Origin of the sequence: Tenacibaculum sp. HL-MS23 (genome assembly GCF_032463465.1) — a bacterium.
Taxonomy (GTDB): Bacteria; Bacteroidota; Bacteroidia; order Flavobacteriales; family Flavobacteriaceae; genus Polaribacter; species Polaribacter bernardetii.
In genome coordinates this window covers 2,106,602-2,125,747 of record NZ_CP135989.1, presented here as the reverse complement: position 1 = coordinate 2,125,747, position 19,146 = coordinate 2,106,602, and the positions used below count along the sequence as shown (strand labels likewise).

The window sequence follows — 19,146 nt, the reverse complement described above, 5'->3', positions numbered from 1 at the left end:
TTTGCATAAACACGTACTTAACTTGGAAATAATACACTCTATTTTTGATTTTACTACTACTCAAAAAACAATAGTAACCATTGGTACTTTTGATGGCGTTCATATTGGACATCAAAAAATTATCAAGGAATTAATTGACGAGGCTAAATCAACTAATAAAAAATCGGTTTTATTAACTTTTTTCCGCATCCGCGGATGGTCTTACAAAAAGATGTGTCTATCAAATTAATTAATACGATTGATGAACGTGCTGCGCATCTTGAGCAGTTAGGATTAGATTACTTAATAATTCATCCTTTTAGTAAAGAATTTTCAAGACTTACTGCTTTAGATTTTGTTCGTGATCTTTTAGTAAATCAATTAAATACTTCTAAACTAATTATTGGTTACGATCATCATTTTGGCAAAAACAGAGAAGGAAATATAGAACAACTAACAGAGTATTCTCATTTATATGATTTCACGGTACAAGAAATTCCTGCACAAGATATTGACGAGGTTTCGGTAAGTTCTACCAAAATTAGAAAAGCACTAACTAACGGACATTTAAAAACCGCTAACAATTATTTAGGATATAATTTTTCATTAACAGGAAAAGTAGTTAACGGAAAAAAATTAGGCGGCACAATAGGATTTCCTACCGCTAATATTGATATTTTAGAGGATTATAAACTAATACCTAAAACAGGGGTTTATGTTGTAAAAGCTGTTATTAAAAATATAACTGTTTTCGGAATGATGAACATCGGTAACCGACCTACGGTTAATGGAGATCATCAAACAATTGAAATTCATTTTTTCGATTTTAATGCCGATTTATATAATGAGAATCTTACCGTAGAGTTACTTTACTTTTTAAGAGATGAACAAAAATTCGATTCGATAAACGATTTAGTTATTCAACTAAAAAAAGACAAAGAAACCTCACTAACCTACCTTAAAAACAATTAGTCGTTAGCATTGCCAAAGTCTGTCGCTTCTTATATCTTTGCGGTTCTTAAAAATTTAAAAAGATGTTACAGGTTCAGTTTATTAGAGAAAACAAACAAGCTGTTTTAGACGGATTAGCAAAACGTAATTTTGCCAATGCCGAAGCAATTATTAATGAAGTATTAACTTCTGATGAAACTCGTAGAGCTACACAAGTTTCTTTAGATAATATATTAGCTGAATCTAACAAAATCTCCAAAGAAATTGGTGGTCTTTTTAAATCTGGCGAAGTTCAGAAAGCTAACTTGTTAAAAGAAAAAACAGGTGAATTAAAAGAACAATCTAAGCAATTAACGGAAGCATTAAATACTGCTACCGATAGATTACAAGAATTATTATATACAATTCCGAATATTCCTCATGCATCTGTAAAAGCAGGGAAAAGTGAAGAAGATAATGAGAAAATTTTTAGTGAAGGAATAATTCCCGAATTAGGCGAAAATGCATTACCTCACTGGGAATTAGCTAAGAAATATGATATTATCGATTTTGAATTAGGAACCAAAATTGCTGGCGCTGGTTTTCCTGTTTATAAAGGAAAAGGAGCTCGTTTACAACGTGCATTAATCAACTATTTTTTAGATAAAAATACAGCTGCTGGCTATAACGAAGTACAAGTTCCTCATTTAGTTAACGAAGCTTCAGGAATTGCAACAGGTCAATTACCAGATAAAGAAGGTCAAATGTATCATTCGACAGTAGATGATTTATATTTAATTCCTACCGGTGAAGTGCCAATTACCAACATTCACAGAAATGATTTGGTTAAAGAAGCTGATTTACCAATTAAATATACTGGTTATACCCCTTGTTTTCGTCGTGAAGCAGGTAGTTATGGTGCGCATGTTCGTGGCTTAAATCGTTTACATCAATTCGATAAAGTAGAAATTGTTCGTGTAGAGCATCCTAATAATTCTTACCATGCTTTAAGCGGAATGGTAGAACATATTAAAGATATTTTACGTGATTTAAAATTACCATACCGTATTTTGCGTTTGTGTGGTGGTGATACTGGTTTTACATCAGCTTTAACTTTTGATTTCGAATTATATTCAACTGCGCAAGAGCGTTGGTTAGAAATTAGTTCGGCTTCAAATTTTGAAACTTACCAAGCAAATCGTTTAAAATTACGTTTTAAGAACAAAGATGGTAAAAGTCAGTTTGTTCATACATTAAACGGAAGTTCTTTAGCGTTACCTAGAGTTTTAGCGGGAATTTTAGAAAACTATCAAACTGCTGACGGAATTAAAATTCCTGAGGTATTAGTTCCTTATTGTGGTTTTGATATGATTGATTAAATAAAAATCGACTCGTATAAAAATAAAAAATGCCAAGTTTCAATCAAGAAACTTGGCATTTTTAGTAATCCACCCTTCAAAATGAATTAATTTTATATCTTTAGTTGGCAACCACAGCGACCATTAACCTTTTGTATTTATTCATTTCTAATAACGCTTCAAAATACTTTGTTATTTGTCCGTTATTCATAAACTCATTTGCATTGTTCTTTGCTACCTGATATTGTGTGTTAAAGTTTTTCATAGTATAAATTGTTTGGTGTTATTATCAGTAAGACAAAGTTCGTGCCAAAATGTTACAAGACTTTCAAAAAAAGGAAGCCTTTTAGTATAAATTTAACAATATTGTTCTGTATTTTTGATTGATGAGAAAAGCTGTTATTCTATTTAATTTACTGATTTTTAGTTTATTTTGTTACGCACAACAAAACGAATTTATTCTTGCTGAAAATTATTTTAGAAATAATGAATATGAAAAAGCAATTCAGCTCTACAAGAAACTACACGATAAAAGTCCGTATAACACCACTTATCTAAAAAGACTCGTAACCTGTTACCAAGAAACAGATCAGTTTATGAACGCTGAAGTTTTATTATCAAAAGAACTAAATGAAAGACCAAGTTTAAGCTACCTAAATGTTATTAGAGGTTATAATTTCGAACGACAACAGAATGATATCGAAGCCGATAAACAATATAAAATTGCTCTTAAATCTTTAGATAACAGAAGTACTTATGGTAATATTATTGCAAGCCTTTTTAAAAATTATAATCAGTTAGATTATGCTATTGAAGCCTATACAAAAGTAATGGCAAATAATCCAGATGCGAATTACGGATTTCAATTAGCGCAAATTTATGGTGAAAAAGGAAACTTCTCTAAAATGTTTGAATCGTATGTTGATTTGGTTGATAAAAACGAAAGTTACCTTAACAACGTAAAGCGTTTTACAAGCCGATATATTAATGATGATGCCGAAAATGAAAAGAATATTTTATTTAAAAAAGCATTGCTGAGAAAATCAATTAGTAATCCAAAAAATATTTGGAACGTTTTATTATCCTGGCTATTTGTTAAGCAAAAACAATACAATAAAGCACTTATTCAGCACAAAGCATTACTAGCCAGAGATGCTGATAATTTAGGCAAAATTGCTGAATTAGGTAAAATAGCACTAGACAATGAAGATTACGAAACAGCAAAAGAATGTTTCGATTTAATGATTGAAAAAACCAATTATCCGAGTGATAAGTTTAATGCCATCAATAATAATTTAAAAATAGCTATTGAAACAAAACAAACGGATGTTGACATTCGCTTTAAAGAAGTATTTGATGAATACGGAATTAACAAACTCACGTTTCGTACACAAATAGCCTATGCTAATTACGTAACATTTACCAAAAACAATCCTGAAGAAGCTTCTAAAATTTTAGAAAAAGCAATGACTTTTGCGAGTTCTAGGTATACAAAAGCAATGGTAAAACTTAAACTAGGCGAGGTTTTAGTATATACTAATAAGTTTAACAAGGCATTAATTTATTTTTCTCAAGTTCAAACAAAATTTAAAAATCATTTTTTAGGGCAAGAAGCACGATTTAAAGTTGCACAAACCTCTTATTTTAAACATGATTTTAAATGGGCAAAAGCACAGTTAAAAGTTTTAAAAGGTTCAGCCACGCAATTAATTGCTAACGATGCCGCAAATTTATTTTTAACAATTTCTGATAACGAACCAAAAGATAGTATTCCCTCAGGCTTAAAAGAATATGCTAAAGCCGACTTGTTGGCTTTTCAGAATAAAGATAACGAAGCGATTACTATTTTAAACGAGATTATTACAAAATACAAAGGCCAACCTATTGAAGATGAAGCATTGTTTAAACAAGCTAAACTTTTTGTAAAACAACAAAAATACGATGAAGCCATTTTAAGCTTTAATAAAATAATCACTTTAGATAAAAAAGGAATTTATGTTGATGATACGTATTATCAATTAGCAGAATTATACAATATAAAATTAAATAACCTCGAAAAGGCTAAAGAATACTATCAAAAGATTATTTTTGACCACGCTTCTAGCATCTATTTAGTTGATGCTCGTAAAAAGTTTAGAAAACTAAGAGGTGACCAAATTAATTAACCTATGTATCAATAAGTTAATGCAACATTTATTGTTGCAAAATATAATTGCTACATCTTTACATTAAATAACAAAATGTATATATATAACGTAACTATAAGTATTGACGAGAGTGTGCATGACAAATGGATTGTTTGGATAAAAAACCACATCCCTAAAGTTTTGGCTACTGGTCGTTTTTTAAGTGCAAAATTAACACAAGTTTTAGTTGAGGAAGAAATGGGCGGAATAACATACTCTGTACAATATACGGCAAAAACACGTGAAGATTTAGACGATTATTACAAACACGATGCTAATGAACTACGTTCTGATAGTATTAAAATGTTTGCTGATAAAATGCTAGCTTTTCGTACCGAGTTACGAGTAATAAATGAATTTTTTCCTGTTGAAGCGAGTAATTAAACATGAAACAGAAAATTTATAAAAACAGAAAAAAGATATTATTTACAGGTATCTTTCTAACTGTTTTAGGTGTTATTATAGTTTACTGCACATACGGAACCGAACCTTGGGAAACCATTGGTGGTTTTTTAAGTGGTTTTGGCGTAGCAACATCAATCATAACATTCGGTATTCAAAAATCCGAGAAATAATTAATTAAAAAATAGCAATACAAGGATTTTTATTTACTCTTGTTACTAGTATTTTTAAATCAGCATCTGTTTTAATTATAACATAATATCAGCACGTTATTCTGAATTTATTTCAGAATCACATTTTTATAATAAACAGTATGTTTTGTTAAGTACCTGAAGCAACTTCAGGTTGACGTAAATATTGGTTATTACCGACAATCAAAATCTTTTATCATAAAAACTATGACAGTAAGAGCAAAAAAACATTTAGGACAGCATTTTTTAACCGATGAAGATATTGCTAAAAAAATAGCGGATGCATTAACCGAAAATGGATATGATGATGTATTAGAAATTGGTCCTGGAATGGGTGTTTTAACGAAATACTTATTAGAAAAAAAACCAAAAATTACGGTAATGGAGCTCGATTATGATTCGGTTGCCTATTTAAAAGATACTTTTCCGTTAGAACATATCAAGTTGGATACCACTGCTAAAAAGTTCGAAATTCTTGAAGGTGATTTTCTAAAAAAGAATATTGTAGATATTTTTAAAGAAAAGCAAGTAGCTATTATTGGTAACTTTCCCTATAATATTTCTACTCAAATTGTATTTAAAGCTATAGAAAATAGAGAATTTGTTCCTGAATTTGCAGGAATGTTTCAAAAAGAAGTAGCCAAAAGAATTGCAGAAAAAGAAGGAAGTAAAGTTTACGGAATCATGTCTGTCTTAACACAAGCTTTTTATGATGTAGAATATTTATTTACGGTTCCGCCAACCGTTTTTAATCCGCCGCCAAAAGTAGATTCAGGTGTTATAAGACTTATCAGAAAAGAAAATTATACGTTACCTGTTGATGAAAAGTTATTTTTCAGAGTCGTAAAAACATCTTTTAATCAAAGAAGAAAAATGTTGCGTTCTAGCCTAAAATCCTTTAATATTTCTGACTCTTTAAAAGAAGACCCTATCTTTACAATGCGTCCCGAACAATTATCGGTAAACCGATTTATAGAGTTGACTCAAAAAATTGCTAACGACAGTAACTAAAGAGTATTTAAAATAAAACTTACTATTCAGAATTTAACCATTCCGAATATTTAAATTATCGACTAAAATTGCAAAATATGGCATTTGAAATCACCCAAGAACTTCTAGAAAATGTAACCGAACACATCGAAACTAAAAACGATGCTGGTCTTAAAGAGCTCTTTAAGGAAATTCACCATGCCGATATTGCTGAGATATTAGACGAATTGCCTTTTGAAGAATCGGTTTACATTATTCGTTTATTAAAAAGTGAAACAACATCTGAAGTATTAATGGATGTTGATGATGATGTTCGTGAAAAAATACTAGAACAATTAACTGCAAAAGAAATTGCAGAAGAAATAGATGAACTTGATACCGATGATGCTGCCGACGTAATTTCTGAACTTCCTGACAACAGGAAAAAAGCAGTAATGCGTGAAATTGATGATGAGGAGCACGCCAAAGAAATTGTAGAGTTATTACGTTACGACGAAAATTCTGCCGGTGGATTAATGGCAAAGGAATTAGTAAAGGTTAACGAAAACTGGACGATTCCGCGTTGCGTAAAAGAAATGCGCCTTCAAGCAGAAGAAGTTACAAGAGTGCACTCTATTTATGTAATTGATGATAATAACAAGCTTAAGGGTCGTTTATCTTTAAAAGACTTATTAATGGCGTCTACAAAGGCAACAATTGCAGAGGTATACATACCAAAAGTAGATTTTGTAAACGTAACTGATGAAGCCGAAGATGTTGCTAATATTATGCGCAAGTATGATTTAGAAGCAATACCCGTTGTAGATGAACTAGGTGCTTTAGTGGGTAGAATTACGATTGATGATATTGTAGATGTTATAAAAGATGAAGCTGATAAAGATTACCAATTAGCAGCCGGTATTACACAAGGTGTAGAGGCTGATGATACTATTTGGGAATTAACACGTGCTCGTTTACCTTGGTTATTTTTAGGTTTATTGGGTGGTGTTGGAGCAGCAAGTATTATGGGAGTTTTTGAAGGTGCTATGGTAGATAATGCAATCTTATTTATGTTTACACCGTTAATTGCGGCAATGGCTGGTAATGTTGGTGTGCAATCATCTGCAATTATTGTACAAGGAATTGCTAATGATGATATAAGAGGTAGTATTACTAGCAGATTATTAAAAGAAGTTTCTTTAGCAATGGTAAATGGATTAGCGTTAGCTATTTTATTATTCTTATTTATTTTTATAACCGAACAAGATATAAAAGTCGCAGCTGCTATTTCTACGTCACTTTTTGTGGTGATAATTGTAGCAGGTTTAATAGGAACTTTTATTCCGTTATTTTTAGATAAACGAGGTATAGATCCTGCAATTGCAACAGGACCATTTATTACAACAAGTAATGATATTTTCGGAATTCTTATTTATTTCGGAATTGCAAAAATGATTATTGGTTTCTAAAAAAATTGTGCAACTTTTACACCTTCAAATAAAGTATCAATTTGATCTTTAGGTATAAAACCTTTTAGCATTAATGCGGCTCCGAATACGATTAATAAAACACCCATTCCACGTTTTATTCTGTATATAACTAAAGGCGTTAATTTGTTTTTCAGTTGTTTTGCAAGTAGTATTTTACCTAAATCGGTAACTGCATAACCTAAAATTACGGTACCAAAATACCAAAATAAATACTTCGGATTCATATCGTAAGTAGGGCCAACAACTACAATTAAACCTAACCAAAAGGCAAGTACACCTATATTTATAAAGTTTAAAAAGAATCCTTTTAATAATAATTTTATATAATTATTACTGGCAGGTAAAACTACATCTGGCGCTTCCGATTCTTTTTTGTTGTTTTTATCTAAATACGTTATCAATCCGTAAATAATAAGCACAAGACCACCAACAAGAAATAACCTCGGGTCGTCTTTAATTTTTTCTAATAAACTTCTACTACCAAAATAGGCAATTAACATAAAAGAGATATCGCCTAAAATCACACCAATATCAAAAGCAATAGCTGCCCTTGCTCCTTTTAAAACACTTGTTTTTAAAAGCATAAAAAATACTGGCCCAATCATAAAAGCCATGAAAACACCTACTAAAAAGGCGTTTTTAAAATCGTAAAAATCCATTTTATAAAAATATAATTTTTAATGGCTATACATCATCAAAATCAACTACTACTTTTGGTGTTGTTGGATGCGCCATACAGGTTAAAATAAAACCTTCTACTAATTCATCATCTGTTAAAATAGAGTTTTTAGACATTACTGCTCTTCCTTCTGTAACTTTTGCAATACAACTGCTACAAACTCCTCCTTGACAAGAATACGGAGCATCTAGCTTATTACGTAAAGAAGCTGATAAAATAGTATCTGTTTTCTCCATCGAAAAAGTAGTTTCTTCATCATCTAACAATACTGTGATTTCAGATTTCCCATCAGGATACATAATAGGAATTTCATCTTCTGTTGTACTTGCTGTAAATAATTCGAAATGAATACTTTCTTTCTTAAAATCGTTTTCTTGTAATGTTTCTGAAACCAAATTAATCATAGCTTCTGGTCCACATAAATAAGCGGTATCAAAAGAAATATCTTTATGAATATTTTTCATAAAATAATTTATATGATTAATATCTATTCTTCCGAACTTACTATTATTACGAACTTCTTGACTAAAAATATAATGCAAGTTAAATTGTGTAGGATATTGTGTTTCCAACGCATTTAACTCATCAAAAAAGATAGTTGTTTCTGCTTTTTTATTACCAAAAACTAAGGTAAATGTTGCTGTTGGCTCGTTTTCTAACACTGCTTTTATCATCGATAAAACTGGTGTTATTCCACTACCCGCTGCAAAAGCGATGTAATTTTTATCCGCCGCAGGCTCTAATATAAACTTACCTTCTGGTTCAGAAATTTCTATTGAGGTGTTTTCTTTCAGCTTTGTAGTTGCATAGGTAGAAAATGTTCCTTTCTCTACCGCTTTAACCGCTACTTTAACCTGATTGCTATTTGGTGATGCACAGATAGAATACGCTCTTCGTATTTCTTTATCGTTTATTTTAGTTTTTATGGTTATATACTGACCCGCTACAAAAGAATATGCTTCTTTTAGTTCGTCAGGAATTGTAAATAAGATAGAAACAGCATCGGCAGTTTCTTTAATTATTTTTTCTATTGTTAGATTATGAAATGTAGACATGTATTGTATTTAGAAATACAAAAATAAGCAATACTAAACGAACCTTTTGTTAGGAATAACATAAAAAACAATACCTAAGATTATTATACATAAGAAAATTATGTATATTTGTTGCGACTAATTTAGAATGTCATTGCGAATAAAATGAAGCAATCTTATCATTTAGTAAAGATTACTTACTCGTAATAACTAAAACAATAAAAATGGGAAATCAGAAATTATATAAAGGTTCGTTACAAACCATCATTTTAAAGCTATTGGCACAAAATGACAAAATGTATGGTTATGAAATTACACAAAAAGTAAAAGAACTAACCAAAGGGGAGTTAAAGATTACCGAAGGTGCTTTGTACCCTGCCTTACATAAATTAGAAGCCGAAGGTTTGTTAGATGTAGAAGTTGCTAAAGTGGGAAATCGTTTACGCAAATACTACAAACTTACCGAAAGCGGCACCAAAGAAACTGCCAATAAATTGGAGGAAATGCAAGAGTTTTTAAAAACAATGCAGCAATTGGTGAATCCTAAATTTAGCTTGGAGTAAGATGGAAAACAAATACGAAATCACGGAAAAGCAATTGACTTTTTTGGAAGGTTACATCAAAAGAAAAAAGAAATTCACTGAACCTGAAGATGTTTATGAATTGATGGATCATTTAATTAATGATTTTGAAGCAACCACTGAAGATGGAAATTTATCGCAGTATTTGTCAACCAAATCTCATTTTATTTTCAAATACACTGGTAGCCTAAAAAATAAAGAAGAAGCAATTCATTGGGAATATCAAAAAGAGTTATACAAACAGTTTTTTAGTTTTTTTTATAATTTAAAACACTTACCATTTACAGCTTTATTATTTGCGTTTTTATATTTATTTTTTATTCACTTTAGTTTTTCTAATAAAGATTTAGCGGGAGTTTTTGTAAGCTTAATCGCGTTACCTATGATAACAGGTTTTGTAATTATGTATCACAAAAACAAAAAAATTAAAAAATTAGTTTCTTTTAAATACTTAGCAAATATTATGCTTTTACCTATGCTATTTTTGCAGTGCTTTAGCTTTATTTCTGATTATTTAAAAGAGAACCGATTTTGGTTTTTAACATACACTTTTATAGGTGTTATCTTATATTTTTCTGCAATTATAGTTTTGTTAGAAAAAAGAAAAGAAATACTTAAAAAATATAAACACTTGTTAGACTAACACTATGGAATTAACAAACCTACAAATACAAGAAATTGATAATTACATTACTGTTTGCGGAATAAAATACTACGATGTAAAAACAGAAATTATAGATCATTTTGCTTCAATAATTAGAACTTCGTTTGGATGAAAATCCTGATTTAGATTTTAAAGAAACAATTATTGAAGAGCATAAAAAATTTAGCGATCGCGGATTTAAAAGGTTATTAGAAACAAAGACAAAAACAACGCACAATCGTTTTATAAAACAAACTATCGTAAATTTCACATCGTTTTTTAAACTTCCTAAAATCATTATTACAATTTGCTGTTACTTATTATTGTATAAAATGATGACTTATTTTAATGATGTAAAAACTTTTTTTAGGGTATTAACAGGCTTAGGTTTTGTAATGATTCTTCAATTAGGTATTCGAATATTTATCAATCATAAACGAAAAAAAGAGGAGTTTTTAACTTTAAACAGAATGACATTATTTTATCAAATAGTAAGCAATATGTTTATTTTATTTAACTGTATTCTTTCTTTTAGGACTGATAAAAGCTTTTTAAATAATGGCTATAACAATATTCATTTGGGTGTTTTTGTGTTGATGCTATTATTGTATTGGAGCATGGAATATGTATACCAAGAAAACAGACAACAAATACAAAAACAATACCCAAATGCATTTATTTAAAACATGAAACTCACCGAACAAAATATAGATAATTTATACAAATTCACGCGTCAGCATTATGTTGAGCATTACGATGTGCAAACCGAATTGGTAGATCATTTAGCTAATGACATTGAACAAATCTGGGATGAAAAGCCAACCTTATCTTTTGAGCAAGCACGCGATATTTCTTTTAAAAAATTCGGAATTTTTGGGTTTATGGATGTTGTTGAGAAAAAACAAAGGCAGTTAGGAAAAAAATACAAAACCATTTTGTGGCGTTATGTAAAAGAATGGTTTCAATTTCCTAAAATAGTTGTAACCACAAGTGTTTTCGCTTTCTATTTTTGCTGTTTACAATTTAAAGCTGGCCTTTATTTATGTATTACTTCTGTAATTTGCCTTGCTATTATTGATTTATACATTGTACATAAACTACAAAAAGAAGTTAAAAATCGTTTTGCAAAAAATAATAAGAAATGGATGTTAGAAGACACTCTTTTTAATGTAGCTAGTTTTGGCGGTGTTATGGTTGGCTCGAACATACCGCATTTTATAAACCAAGCAATAAATGATACACCTTCTAGTACAGCTGCATTTTTTATTGCGCTGTTTTTAACATCAGCTATTATATATTCGTATGTAACGTTGATTGTTATTCCGCAAAAAGCAGAACAATTATTAGAAGAACATTATCCTGAATATAAAATCGCTCGATAAATGAAACTAACCGAACAAAACATAGATAATTTATACAAATTCACGCGTCAGCATTATGTTGAGCATTACGACGTGCAAACCGAATTGGTAGATCATTTAGCTAATGACATTGAAAAAATATTAGCAGAACAACCTACATTATCTTTTGAGCAAGCGCGCGATGTTTCTTTTAAAAAATTCGGAATTTTCGGGTTTATGGATGTTGTTGATCAAAAAATAGTGCAATTAAATAAAAAATACTTTAGGCTTATTTTAAGTTTTGTAAAACAATGGTTTCGATTGCCTAAAATTATACTTACTTTTTGTTTTATAGCACTGTTTTATGTACTGCAACAAGCACCCAGTGCCTATTATATTTATACTGGAGTTTTTTTTAGTGTTATCTTTTTAGAAACAATTAAAATGTTTCATTCAAAAAGAAAAATCAAAAAAAAAGGGGCATTAACGGGTAAAAAATGGCTATTAGAAGATATTTATTTAAGACAGAGTTTAGGAAACTTAGCTATAATTATGTTTTACACCTATGATTGGTTTTTACCACACGATACTGGTTTTATTGAAATGAATGAGTTTAGTCGTTGGTTTTCCGCAGCTTTAATCGTTTTAATAATTTTGATTGGTTATATCACCCTAATCGTGATTCCAAACAAATCAGAAGAATTACTAGCTAATCATTATCCAGAATATAAACTGACTTAATAAGTTCTCGATACAATTTTTCGTGCCTCAAAATCACTCGAACTGACATTTTTATTCATTCTTGTCAATTCGAGTGAATTTCAGGATTGAAATGAATAAAATTTGTATCGAGAATGAAGATTATTTACTTTTTACCATCCACAACAATAACAATCTCGCCTTTTGCAGGCTTCGCTGTATAATATGATAAAACTTCTACTACTGTTCCTCGCTTGGTTTCTTCAAACATTTTTGTCAATTCTCTAGAAACTGACACTTGTCTATCTTCTCCAAAATATTCTGAAAAATGAGCTAATGTTTTTAATAATTTATGCGGACTCTCATAAAAAATCATGGTACGCGTTTCTTCCGCTAACAAGTTTAAACGTGTTTGTCGTCCTTTTTTTACAGGTAAAAATCCTTCGAAAACAAATTTATCATTCGGTAAGCCCGAATTTACCAATGCAGGTACAAAAGCGGTAGCACCAGGCAAACATTCCACTTCAATATTTTGTTGCACACAAGCTCTGGTTAATAAAAAACCAGGATCAGAAATTGCAGGCGTTCCAGCATCAGAAATTAAAGCACATGTTTCACCATTTTTTAATCGATTTAAAACACCATCTACCGATTTATGTTCGTTATGCATATGATGGCTGTACATTTGTGTAGCAATCTCAAAATGCTTTAATAACTTACCACTTGTACGCGTGTCTTCCGCTAAAATAAAATCAACTTCTTTTAAGATTCTAAGTGCTCTTAAGGTAATATCTTCTAAATTTCCAATAGGTGTTGGCACCAAATACAATTTGCTCATACGGCAAAGCTACAACAAAGTTTTAGTACATTTGTGCTATGCCAAAAAAGCTGTTAAAAAATATTTATTTTCCTTCGGATGTAAGGCGTTTGTCTGCTGATGATTTGCCGTTATTGGCAAAAGAATTGCGTGACTTTATTATTGATGTAATTGCAACTAAAGAAGGTCATTTAGGCGCAAGTTTAGGTGTAATAGAACTTACTATTGCCTTGCATTATTTGTTTGACACTCCAAACGATCAATTAGTTTGGGATGTTGGGCACCAGGCATACGGACATAAAATTTTAACAGGCCGAAAAGATATTTTTCATACCAACAGGCAGTTAGGTGGAATTTCAGGATTCCCAAAACGAAGCGAAAGTGAATACGACACTTTTGGTGTTGGGCATTCGTCTACATCAATTTCTGCAGCTTTGGGTATGGCAATTGCTTCTAAATTACAAGGAAGTAACAAACATCATATTGCTATTATCGGTGACGCTTCTATTGCTAGCGGAATGGCTTTTGAAGCCTTAAACCATGCTGGCGATACGAATGCCAATTTACTAGTCATTTTAAATGACAATGCTATTGGTATCGATCCTTCGGTAGGCGCTTTAAAAGATTATTTAACTCGGATAAAATCACCAAGGGCTGATATTGAGCAGCACAATATTTTTGAAGGATTAAATTTTAATTACTCCGGACCTATTGATGGCCATAATTTTGAAGAGCTCTTATCAGAATTAAATAGATTGAAGCAAATTGATGGTCCAAAATTATTACATGTAATTACCACCAAAGGAAAAGGACTGCGACAAGCAGAACTAGATCAAGTAAAATACCATGCGCCAGGTAAATTTGATAAAATATCGGGAGATGTTTTACCTAAAGAAGCAAGTAAATTTACAAAATTTCAGGATGTTTTCGGAAAAACAATTGTCGAGTTAGCACATAAAAATAAAAAAATAGTAGGTATTACACCTGCCATGTTAAGCGGAAGTTCTTTAAAACGAATGTTAGATGAATTTCCCGACCGTACTTTTGATGTTGGTATTGCCGAACAACATGCTGTTACTTTGGCGGCTGGTATGACAACGCAAGGTATTATTCCGTTTTGTAATATTTATTCTACTTTTTTACAGCGCTCTTACGATCAAATAATTCACGATGTTGCCTTGCAAAAACTACCAGTAATATTTTGTTTAGACAGAGCTGGTTTGGTTGGTGAAGACGGTGCAACACATCACGGAGTATTCGATTTGGCCTATTTACGTTGTATCCCGAATTTAATCATATTTGCGCCTCGTAACGAAATTGAACTGCGAAACATTTTATTTACAGCTCAATTGGGCTTAGAAAATCCGATTGCAATTCGGTATCCGAGAGGCTATGGAAAACTAGAAAAATGGCAACTTCCTTTTGAAAAAATTCAAACAGGAAAAAGCACCTGTTTAAAAGAAGGAAATGAAATAGCAATACTTTCTATAGGAACCATAGCTAACAACGTTTCAAACGCTATACATCAGTTAGAAAACAGCAAAGAAGTGGCGCATTACGATATGCGATTTGTAAAACCTTTAGATAAAACGCTTTTAAATAGTGTTTTTAATCAATTTGATAAAATAATTACTGTAGAAGACGGAACTATAACTGGCGGATTTGGTACTGCTATTTTAGAATATGCTTCAGAACAAAACTACAAAGGCTTTATAAAACTTTTAGGTATTCCTGATAAATTTATAGATCATGGAACTGTTAATGAGCTGCAAAAAGCTTGTGGTATAGATTCAATTTCTATTCAAACCATGATAAAACAGTTATTAAACTAAGCTTTATCAGGGATTTTCCTTTTTTATTCTATTAGTTAGTAAGTAAATTTGAGCACACCTCATTATCCACTAACCTTTCCCCGTATATAAAATCATGAAAAAACTAATACAATTAGTTATATGCACATTCGTAATTGTGTCGTGTAACAACGAGGAAAATTATTTACCTGTTTCGAAAATTGATACTCAACTAAGTGAACTCCTCTTTAAAAGAGCTGGTAATTCTGAAAAATCCTATTTTATATTGCCATCAAGCAATGACTACTCCAAAATTCCGCAAGACCCTAAGAATCCAATTACAGAAGCGAAAGTTATTTTAGGTAAGTTATTGTTTCACGAAACTGCGTTGGCACAAAGCCCTAAACATACTGATGGTATTGGTACGTATTCATGCGCAAGCTGTCATCATGCTAAGGCAGGTTTTCAATCGTGTAAAAAACAAGCTATTGGTGATGGAGGTTTCGGATTTGGAGCTTCAGGTGAAATAAGAACAATGGCCGAAAATTATACCAATGAAATGGTAGATGTACAACCTATAAAATCGCCAACAATATTAAACAGTGCCTATCAAAAAGTAACTCTTTGGAATGGTCAGTTTGGTGCTACAGGGATGAATATAAACACTCAGGCACAATGGACAACAGGAACACCCAAAGAAACCAATAATTTAGGCTTTGAAGGCTTAGAAACACAAGCCATTGCAGGTTTAACTGTTCATAGACTTGAAATAAATTCTTCTTTAATTGAAAATTTAGGTTATAAAACATTATTTGACGATGCTTTTGCTAATGTAAATGAAGAAAAGCGCTATACTTTTAAAAATGCCGGATTAGCAATTGCTGCTTATGAAAGAACAGTGATAGCAAATGAAGCTCCTTTTCAAGAGTGGTTAAAAGGTGATCTAAATGCAATGACAAATACTGAAAAAAAAGGGGCTATTTTATTTTTTGACAAAGGAAAATGTTATCAATGTCATAGTGGACCGTCCTTAAACTCGATGGATTTTATCGCTTTAGGAATGAAAGATTTAGAAGGCGGAGACATTCTAGGAAGCCCTGTAGATGAAGCTACTAAAAAAGGACGTGGTGGCTTTACACAAAATACAAATGATAACTACAAGTTTAAAGTACCACAATTATATAGTGTAAAATACAATGGTTTTTATGGTCATGGATCATCATTTACATCAATAAAAGAAATTATAGCTTATAAAAACAACGGTATAAAAGAAAATCAAGATGTACCCGATACTAGTTTAGATACACGATTTAAACCTCTTAATTTATCTGAAGAAGAAGTAAATTTAATTACACTTTTTGTAGAAAAAAGCTTGGATGACAAAAACTTAAAAAGATATACACCAGAAAGGGTATTGTCGGACAATTGTATTCCTAATAACGATGTACAATCACAAGAAGATATTTGTAATTAAAAGAATATAATAAAAAAACCGAAACATAAATGTTTCGGTTTTTTTTAATAGAATACTATTTTCTTAATTATTTAAAGCTTCTGCACCACCAACAATCTCAAGGATTTCGTTAGTAATTGCTGCCTGACGCGCTTTGTTATATGTTAATAATAACTCATCACGTAATTCAGTTGCATTATCGGTTGCTTTATGCATTGCTGTCATACGAGCACCGTGCTCTGAAGCGAAAGAATCGCGAATTGCTTTATACAATTGTGTTTTTAATGATTTAGGAATCAACTCTAAAACAATTTCTTCTTTAGAAGGCTCAAAAAGATAATCTAAAGTTACGTTTTCATCACTTTCTACTGGTTCAATTGGTAAGAATTGCTCAACCTGTGGAATTTGTGTTGCTGCGTTTTTAAATTGATTATAAACAAGTTCTATTTTATCATAAGAACCAACTACATATAAATTCATCAACTTTTCAGCAATTTCAGCAACGTTATCAAAAGTTAAATCATCATAGATATCACTTCTGTTTTCAATAACATTGTGCTCTTTCGATAAAATATCATTCCCTTTTTTACCAATCGTTAATAAATCAACAGTTACACCATTGTATTTATTATCGATAGTTTTAATTGTTTCTTTAACAATAGAAGAATTAAAACCACCACACAAACCTCTGTTTGAAGTAACTGCAACTAGTAATACATTCTGTACTTCTCTTTGTGTTGAATACTCTCCACTAGCATCACTATCTAAAGTAGCGCTTAAGCTTTGTAATAATTCAGTAAGCTTAGATGAATACGGGCGCATTGCTGTAATTGCATCTTGAGCTTTCTTTAACTTTGCAGCCGATACCATTTTCATGGCAGAGGTAATCTGCATTGTTGATTTAATCGAAGTAATTCTGTTACGTATTTCTTTTAAATTCGCCATACGAATAGTGTTGAGTATTAAATTTTAAGTATTGAGAAACAATTTCTCAATACTTAAAATTAAAGTCTTTTATTAAGCTGAAAATTTTGCTGAAACTTCTTTTGCAGCTGCTGTTAAAGTATCAATTACTTCATCAGTTAATTTACCTGCTTTTAAAGTATCTAAAGTATCTCTATGCTTTGCATTTAAATACTCGATATAATCTCTTTCAAATTCTTTTACCTTTTCTACTGGTACATCTCTTAACAAGTTCTTAGAACCTGCATAAATGATTGAAATTTGGTCTTCAACAGTATAAGGATCGTTTTGTGCTTGCTTTAAGATTTCAACATTACGTTGACCTTTAGAAATCACATTCATAGTAGCTGCATCTAAATCAGAACCAAACTTAGCGAATGCTTCTAATTCACGATATTGGGCTTGATCTAATTTTAACGTACCAGATACTTTTTTCATTGCTTTAATCTGAGCGTTACCACCAACACGAGATACAGAAATACCTACGTTAATTGCTGGACGAACACCAGAGTTAAATAAATCTCCATCTAAGAAAATTTGTCCATCAGTAATCGAAATTACGTTTGTTGGAATATATGCTGAAACGTCTCCTGCTTGTGTTTCAATAATTGGTAATGCAGTTAAAGAACCTCCACCTTTTACAATTCCTTTTAAAGAATCTGGTAAATCGTTCATTTCACTAGCAATCTTATCATCATTGATTAATTTTGCAGCACGCTCTAATAATCTTGAGTGTAAGTAAAATACATCTCCAGGATATGCCTCACGTCCCGGTGGTCTTCTTAATAATAAAGAAATCTCACGGTATGCTACTGCTTGTTTTGATAAATCATCAAATACAATTAAAGCTGGTCTACCTGTATCTCTAAAAAACTCTCCAATTGCAGCTCCAGCAAATGGTGCATATACTTGCATTGCTGCAGGATCTGATGCATTTGCTGCTACGATTGTAGTATAAGCCATTGCGCCTCTTTCTTCCAACATATTAGCAATAGCTGCTACTGTTGAAGCTTTCTGACCGATAGCTACGTATATACAATATACTGGTTGCCCAGCATCGTAAAATTCTTTTTGATTTAAAATGGTATCAATTGCAACTGTTGATTTACCAGTTTGACGGTCACCAATAATCAACTCTCGTTGACCACGACCTACAGGAATCATTGCATCAATAGATTTAATACCAGTTTGCATTGGTTCAGTTACTGGCTCACGATAAATAACTCCAGGAGCTCTACGCTCTAAAGGCATTTCGTAAGTAGTACCTTCAATTGGTCCTTTACCATCAATAGGCTGACCTAATGTGTTAACAACACGACCAACAATACCTTCACCTGCTCTTAAAGAAGCAATACGTTTTGTACGCTTTACTGTAGAACCTTCTCTTACTGTTGTTGAAGTTCCTAATAATACAACACCTGCATTATCATCTTCTAAGTTTAATACGATACCTTCTAATCCGCCATCGAATTCTACTAATTCACCGTATTCTACATTAGATAAACCGTAAACACGAGCAATACCATCACCTACTTGTAATACTGTACCTACTTCGTTTAACGTTGCTTTCGCTTCGAAATTTGTTAATTGTTCCTTTAAAATTGCTGAAACTTCAGCTGGTTTAATTGCCGCCATCTTTTAT

Annotated in this window: 20 protein-coding genes and 1 pseudogene; 15 read left to right on the top strand and 6 right to left on the bottom strand. The window is 31.5% G+C overall.

The genetic code is table 11. The annotated features are described in order from the left end of the window. Positions 1 to 22: 22 nt before the first annotated feature. Positions 23 to 951: pseudogene (locus RRF68_RS09915) on the top strand (bifunctional riboflavin kinase/FAD synthetase). Between the two features lie 62 nt (positions 952 to 1,013). After that, on the top strand, positions 1,014 to 2,288 hold the full coding sequence (gene serS / locus RRF68_RS09910; protein ID WP_315944240.1) for a serine--tRNA ligase: 1,275 nt from the start codon (positions 1,014 to 1,016) through the stop codon (positions 2,286 to 2,288). Positions 2,289 to 2,388: 100 nt separating this feature from the next. Here serS and RRF68_RS09905 read toward each other — a convergent pair whose 3' ends face one another. Further along, a complete protein-coding gene (locus tag RRF68_RS09905) occupies positions 2,389 to 2,532 on the bottom strand; it encodes a hypothetical protein (RefSeq protein WP_218771968.1) in 144 nt (47 codons plus the stop codon). A gap of 121 nt (positions 2,533 to 2,653) precedes the next feature. Here RRF68_RS09905 and RRF68_RS09900 point away from each other — a divergent pair, with 121 nt between their 5' ends. From RRF68_RS09900 to mgtE, 5 genes are all read left to right on the top strand, one after another. Then, positions 2,654 to 4,432, top strand: coding sequence for a tetratricopeptide repeat protein (locus RRF68_RS09900; protein ID WP_315944239.1), 1,779 nt, complete (start codon positions 2,654 to 2,656; stop codon positions 4,430 to 4,432). Between the two features lie 75 nt (positions 4,433 to 4,507). After that, positions 4,508 to 4,837, top strand: a complete 330-nt coding sequence (locus RRF68_RS09895) for a DUF4286 family protein (protein WP_218771966.1) — start codon at positions 4,508 to 4,510, stop codon at positions 4,835 to 4,837. Positions 4,838 to 4,839: 2 nt separating this feature from the next. Next, positions 4,840 to 5,028 (top strand): hypothetical protein, encoded by a 189-nt coding sequence (locus RRF68_RS09890; RefSeq protein ID WP_315944238.1) that lies wholly within the window; start codon positions 4,840 to 4,842, stop codon positions 5,026 to 5,028. Positions 5,029 to 5,253: 225 nt separating this feature from the next. After that, on the top strand, positions 5,254 to 6,057 hold the full coding sequence (rsmA, locus tag RRF68_RS09885; protein WP_275316013.1) for a 16S rRNA (adenine(1518)-N(6)/adenine(1519)-N(6))-dimethyltransferase RsmA: 804 nt from the start codon (positions 5,254 to 5,256) through the stop codon (positions 6,055 to 6,057). Positions 6,058 to 6,134: 77 nt separating this feature from the next. Next, complete coding sequence (mgtE, locus tag RRF68_RS09880; protein ID WP_218771964.1) at positions 6,135 to 7,484, top strand: magnesium transporter; 1,350 nt, start codon at positions 6,135 to 6,137, stop codon at positions 7,482 to 7,484. Here the strand turns inward: mgtE and RRF68_RS09875 are convergent. Both RRF68_RS09875 and RRF68_RS09870 read right to left on the bottom strand, forming a co-directional pair. Beyond that, entirely contained in the window at positions 7,481 to 8,164 is a 684-nt protein-coding gene (locus tag RRF68_RS09875; protein WP_275316011.1) for a LysE family translocator, read from the bottom strand. The two genes, mgtE and RRF68_RS09875, sit on opposite strands and share 4 nt — an antisense overlap. Before the next feature lie 25 nt (positions 8,165 to 8,189). Beyond that, positions 8,190 to 9,239, bottom strand: a complete 1,050-nt coding sequence (locus RRF68_RS09870) for a ferredoxin--NADP reductase (RefSeq protein ID WP_315944237.1) — start codon at positions 9,237 to 9,239, stop codon at positions 8,190 to 8,192. A gap of 203 nt (positions 9,240 to 9,442) precedes the next feature. Between RRF68_RS09870 and RRF68_RS09865 the strand changes: the two genes are divergently transcribed. Genes RRF68_RS09865 through RRF68_RS09840 form a run of 6 tightly spaced genes read left to right on the top strand, consistent with a single transcriptional unit; the run spans position 9,443 to position 12,523 of the window. Beyond that, entirely contained in the window at positions 9,443 to 9,781 is a 339-nt protein-coding gene (locus RRF68_RS09865) for a PadR family transcriptional regulator (RefSeq protein WP_260585497.1), read from the top strand. 1 nt (position 9,782) lies between these two features. Further along, positions 9,783 to 10,442 carry a hypothetical protein gene (locus RRF68_RS09860; protein ID WP_315944236.1) on the top strand — a complete coding sequence of 220 codons (660 nt, stop codon included), beginning with the start codon at positions 9,783 to 9,785 and terminating at the stop codon, positions 10,440 to 10,442. 4 nt (positions 10,443 to 10,446) lie between these two features. Then, positions 10,447 to 10,575, top strand: a complete 129-nt coding sequence (locus RRF68_RS09855) for a hypothetical protein (protein WP_315944235.1) — start codon at positions 10,447 to 10,449, stop codon at positions 10,573 to 10,575. Continuing rightward, positions 10,568 to 11,125 (top strand): hypothetical protein, encoded by a 558-nt coding sequence (locus RRF68_RS09850; RefSeq protein WP_315944234.1) that lies wholly within the window; start codon positions 10,568 to 10,570, stop codon positions 11,123 to 11,125. The genes RRF68_RS09855 and RRF68_RS09850 overlap by 8 nt, the downstream gene beginning before the upstream one ends. A 3-nt stretch (positions 11,126 to 11,128) precedes the next feature. Further along, positions 11,129 to 11,824: a hypothetical protein gene (locus tag RRF68_RS09845; RefSeq protein WP_315944233.1), complete on the top strand. Its 696-nt coding sequence runs from the start codon at positions 11,129 to 11,131 to the stop codon at positions 11,822 to 11,824. After that, positions 11,825 to 12,523, top strand: coding sequence for a hypothetical protein (locus tag RRF68_RS09840; RefSeq protein WP_218771955.1), 699 nt, complete (start codon positions 11,825 to 11,827; stop codon positions 12,521 to 12,523). A gap of 124 nt (positions 12,524 to 12,647) precedes the next feature. Here the strand turns inward: RRF68_RS09840 and rsmI are convergent, their stop codons facing one another. Next, positions 12,648 to 13,319 (bottom strand): 16S rRNA (cytidine(1402)-2'-O)-methyltransferase, encoded by a 672-nt coding sequence (gene rsmI / locus RRF68_RS09835; RefSeq protein WP_315944232.1) that lies wholly within the window; start codon positions 13,317 to 13,319, stop codon positions 12,648 to 12,650. A 38-nt stretch (positions 13,320 to 13,357) separates the two neighbouring features. Between rsmI and dxs the strand changes: the two genes are divergently transcribed. Continuing rightward, a complete protein-coding gene (dxs, locus tag RRF68_RS09830) occupies positions 13,358 to 15,130 on the top strand; it encodes a 1-deoxy-D-xylulose-5-phosphate synthase (RefSeq protein ID WP_315944231.1) in 1,773 nt (590 codons plus the stop codon). A 94-nt stretch (positions 15,131 to 15,224) separates the two neighbouring features. Next, complete coding sequence (locus RRF68_RS09825) at positions 15,225 to 16,562, top strand: cytochrome-c peroxidase (RefSeq protein ID WP_315944230.1); 1,338 nt, start codon at positions 15,225 to 15,227, stop codon at positions 16,560 to 16,562. A 63-nt stretch (positions 16,563 to 16,625) separates the two neighbouring features. Here the strand turns inward: RRF68_RS09825 and atpG are convergent, their stop codons facing one another. Continuing rightward, a complete protein-coding gene (gene atpG / locus RRF68_RS09820; protein WP_218771951.1) occupies positions 16,626 to 17,486 on the bottom strand; it encodes an ATP synthase F1 subunit gamma in 861 nt (286 codons plus the stop codon). 72 nt (positions 17,487 to 17,558) lie between these two features. Beyond that, entirely contained in the window at positions 17,559 to 19,139 is a 1,581-nt protein-coding gene (atpA, locus tag RRF68_RS09815) for a F0F1 ATP synthase subunit alpha (protein WP_218771950.1), read from the bottom strand. Between the last annotated feature and the right edge of the window lie 7 nt (positions 19,140 to 19,146).

Bases quoted from the DNA above. Each gene is read 5' to 3' on its own strand.
- serS (WP_315944240.1), top strand. From the start codon at position 1,014: ATGTTACAGGTTCAGTTTATTAGAGAAAACAAACAAGCTGTTTTAGAC.
- RRF68_RS09905 (WP_218771968.1), bottom strand. From the start codon at position 2,532: ATGAAAAACTTTAACACACAATATCAGGTAGCAAAGAACAATGCAAAT.
- RRF68_RS09900 (WP_315944239.1), top strand. From the start codon at position 2,654: ATGAGAAAAGCTGTTATTCTATTTAATTTACTGATTTTTAGTTTATTT.
- RRF68_RS09895 (WP_218771966.1), top strand. From the start codon at position 4,508: ATGTATATATATAACGTAACTATAAGTATTGACGAGAGTGTGCATGAC.
- RRF68_RS09890 (WP_315944238.1), top strand. From the start codon at position 4,840: ATGAAACAGAAAATTTATAAAAACAGAAAAAAGATATTATTTACAGGT.
- rsmA (WP_275316013.1), top strand. From the start codon at position 5,254: ATGACAGTAAGAGCAAAAAAACATTTAGGACAGCATTTTTTAACCGAT.
- mgtE (WP_218771964.1), top strand. From the start codon at position 6,135: ATGGCATTTGAAATCACCCAAGAACTTCTAGAAAATGTAACCGAACAC.
- RRF68_RS09875 (WP_275316011.1), bottom strand. From the start codon at position 8,164: ATGGATTTTTACGATTTTAAAAACGCCTTTTTAGTAGGTGTTTTCATG.
- RRF68_RS09870 (WP_315944237.1), bottom strand. From the start codon at position 9,239: ATGTCTACATTTCATAATCTAACAATAGAAAAAATAATTAAAGAAACT.
- RRF68_RS09865 (WP_260585497.1), top strand. From the start codon at position 9,443: ATGGGAAATCAGAAATTATATAAAGGTTCGTTACAAACCATCATTTTA.
- RRF68_RS09860 (WP_315944236.1), top strand. From the start codon at position 9,783: ATGGAAAACAAATACGAAATCACGGAAAAGCAATTGACTTTTTTGGAA.
- RRF68_RS09855 (WP_315944235.1), top strand. From the start codon at position 10,447: ATGGAATTAACAAACCTACAAATACAAGAAATTGATAATTACATTACT.
- RRF68_RS09845 (WP_315944233.1), top strand. From the start codon at position 11,129: ATGAAACTCACCGAACAAAATATAGATAATTTATACAAATTCACGCGT.
- RRF68_RS09840 (WP_218771955.1), top strand. From the start codon at position 11,825: ATGAAACTAACCGAACAAAACATAGATAATTTATACAAATTCACGCGT.
- rsmI (WP_315944232.1), bottom strand. From the start codon at position 13,319: ATGAGCAAATTGTATTTGGTGCCAACACCTATTGGAAATTTAGAAGAT.
- dxs (WP_315944231.1), top strand. From the start codon at position 13,358: ATGCCAAAAAAGCTGTTAAAAAATATTTATTTTCCTTCGGATGTAAGG.
- RRF68_RS09825 (WP_315944230.1), top strand. From the start codon at position 15,225: ATGAAAAAACTAATACAATTAGTTATATGCACATTCGTAATTGTGTCG.
- atpG (WP_218771951.1), bottom strand. From the start codon at position 17,486: ATGGCGAATTTAAAAGAAATACGTAACAGAATTACTTCGATTAAATCA.
- atpA (WP_218771950.1), bottom strand. From the start codon at position 19,139: ATGGCGGCAATTAAACCAGCTGAAGTTTCAGCAATTTTAAAGGAACAA.